We start from the raw sequence: 2,858 nt of genomic DNA, 5'->3' as shown, positions 1-2,858 counted from the left end.
CAATATTGTAGCAATGTATACACACAAATTTTAAAGAGAAACAACATCAAAATTAGTATGACTGAAGAAAAACATTGTTATGAAAATGCCATTGCCGAACGTGTAAACGGCATCCTAAAAGATGAGTTTTACCTCGACCAGACCTTTGATAGTGTAGCTCACGCGAAAAAAGTTACAAAAAGTGCTATTAATCTATACAACCAAATTAGATTACATGTATCTTTAGATTATAAAACACCAAATATGGTATATAAATTAACAGCGTAAATCAATTTTTAACCTGTAGCCATATTTCAGGACTAGACATTTGAACAACGACACCCTATATGACAAAAAAAGAACAGCAACCGATTTTTAAGAAATCAATTCTCTCATGTTTATTAATCATCGGATTTGGAATTTATCTCTCAATTCGTGGAACGAAAGAGAAAACGGAATTTAATAATGTGACAGGTCAAATTGACTATTTTGACAAAACATTTCAAGAAATAAATTATAGAAATAAAGGAGACCATCGGTTTATTCATATTGTAGATTTCCCTCTTATTTTTGATGTTTTCGTTGGACAAGCTTCTGGCGATTTCGGACCAAAATTTGAACAATTAGATAAACTAAAATTAGGAGATGAGATTACAGTTTTTTATGATGACAAAACACCTTTACAGAAAAGTCATGATATACGGTTTAATAAAACTGTGCAATTTATAGACAAAGATGGTGAGGCATATTTTATTCGTGGCAACAAAGATAAATACGGTGGATATTTAGCAATTGGAGTTGGAATTTTATTAACAATAACACTTTTGATTTTAAAGAAAATCGAAAAAATAAAATAAAAACATTGGGTAACAACGGCTATAATTCAGCGTGGCGACAGTGCAAAAACCGAGAGTAAAAACATTAAATTAGCTTGATTTCTCTGCGGAATAGTCCTGCGGACGATTCCACGCCGAAATCATAGCCAAACCGTTGTACTGCATTTAATAAAAACCTATGAAAATATTTAAACTGACATTTTTAAGCATATTATTTCTGAATTTAACTTCTTGTAATCAAAAAGTTTACAAAGCTTTGAATGAGTTGAAAAATATGCCACCACCAGATTACAGCTACGTAATTGAACCAAAATTTAACGAATCGAAAGAATCAGCTGAATTTAAACTCAAAGAACTTTTTTCAGCAGAGGAATCTAAAATCGGAACTTATCATATTCACGGATATGATAAAGAGACTAAAGAACAAATTAACGAGCGAATGTGGTTGCAAGCTGTTCTTTTGAATTCAAAGAATCTGACTGACTATCGGACTGAAAAACCTGCAACTGAATTAGCCAAAGAAGTTGCTGAATTTATATTAAAACAAATCAATAATTCTACGGACTATAAAAAAGTACAAATAACTTTTGTGAGACAATGGAATGATGGAAACATAAAACAGGAAAAAAGAAATGTCTATTTGACAATACCTGAACTGAATGAAACTGATTTCGGAGAATAAAAAACGCAGTACAACAATGTATAACCGCAATTACGGCGGATTCGACTACGTCCGAATCCACTCGGAATTGCTAAAGTCTGTGCCCAACCGAAAATTAACGCATATAAATCCGTAACTGACGTTTATACGAACCGTTGTACACAATTTGCTAATGAAAGAAAACGAATTACTTCTAAAGAAAATTATTCCACCAAAAACTAGAGAGGAAAGAGATTGTTTTTCAAATGAAGATATAATTGCGGAATTAAATCAAGAGCAAATAAAATATATAGAAAAAAGACTAATTGAATTATTAGAAACTGATAATGACTATTTAATTGCAGAAACATTAGTTCACATAAAGTCTGAAAAATCTATACCAGCAATTTTCAAACAATTAAAAAAATCATCTTCATCATTTGAAAAAATAAAATGGGCTAGTTTTATTAACGAGATAAGGAATGGTGATAAAGAAATGGAATTAATAGCATACAATGAATGCAAAAAAATGGAATTCATTTATGAAATACAGGGAATCGTTTTTTGTGATTTAATAAAATTCAAAAGCCCTAGAATTGAAAAAGAAATTGAAAAATATGTTGACCATAAATATTTTCTAGTCAATCATTACGCAAAATTAGTATTAAACTATAACGGTTATTCTGATGATAAGAACAAAACTGATGATTCAAAAAAATGGTGGGAGTTTTGGAGATAAAAACTGACTAATAACATAAAGTATGGAAGCACTTTTAGAATCCAAATACGATTACGAAATGAACAAATGTGTTCTTGTTCAAGGAGATATCCATTCTGTTTGGGCATATGTGATTGACATAACTGACAATAGAGATGAAATTGAATTTAACGGATTTATATGTTCTCGTGGAACTTTAATTAATGATAGTAACGAAATAGAGGCTTATATAAATCACGACCAAGGTTATGCACCACCATTATTATCTGAATATAAAAATGAACATTCTATTATAAATGACCTTGTTGAAAGCGATATAAAAATCGACTGGAAAAGCAATATTGTCCGAATTTTAATTAGAGGAACTGAATATTTAAAAATGGATTTGGAAACCAAAATGTCCTACTCTAAAGGAATTTCGAAAAGCGGAGCGTATGGAATTCCTTTAAAAGGATAAAAAAACTGTGTACAACAATGTGTATAATTCATTGCTAGTTAGAGCCTACTTACGAAAGTCCTCGCGGACTTTCTATCTGTGATTTATTTGCTAACTTTAGTGCTTAAACACGCAACGAAATCATACACTAGACCGATGGAACACATTCGCCGATGGCGAACTTTAATCTACGCTGCTTCGCAGACAATGCATCTTAAAGTAAATGTGTTCCATCTCAGGGTTAAACCA

At 31.2% G+C, this 2,858-nt stretch carries 5 protein-coding genes; all 5 read left to right on the top strand.

The window, feature by feature from the left end:
- On the top strand, positions 1-267 hold a 267-nt coding region (locus tag DFQ02_RS14880), incomplete at its 5' end, for an integrase core domain-containing protein (RefSeq protein ID WP_147297796.1).
- A gap of 59 nt (positions 268-326) precedes the next feature.
- Entirely contained in the window at positions 327-836 is a 510-nt protein-coding gene (locus DFQ02_RS14875; protein WP_116525239.1) for a hypothetical protein, read from the top strand.
- Between the two features lie 157 nt (positions 837-993).
- The gene (locus DFQ02_RS14870; RefSeq protein ID WP_116525238.1) at positions 994-1,497 is read left to right on the top strand and encodes a hypothetical protein; all 504 of its coding nucleotides are present in this window, start codon (positions 994-996) and stop codon (positions 1,495-1,497) included.
- 151 nt (positions 1,498-1,648) lie between these two features.
- A complete protein-coding gene (locus DFQ02_RS14865; RefSeq protein WP_116525237.1) occupies positions 1,649-2,194 on the top strand; it encodes a hypothetical protein in 546 nt (181 codons plus the stop codon).
- 58 nt (positions 2,195-2,252) lie between these two features.
- Entirely contained in the window at positions 2,253-2,630 is a 378-nt protein-coding gene (locus DFQ02_RS14860) for a hypothetical protein (protein WP_245940285.1), read from the top strand.
- Positions 2,631-2,858: the final 228 nt, after the last annotated feature.

The organism is Seonamhaeicola aphaedonensis (genome assembly GCF_003386195.1).
GTDB classification, from domain to species: domain Bacteria; phylum Bacteroidota; class Bacteroidia; order Flavobacteriales; family Flavobacteriaceae; genus Seonamhaeicola; species Seonamhaeicola aphaedonensis.
The sequence above is the reverse complement of the archived record's forward strand: the minus strand, read 5'-3'. Positions and strand labels throughout refer to the sequence as shown.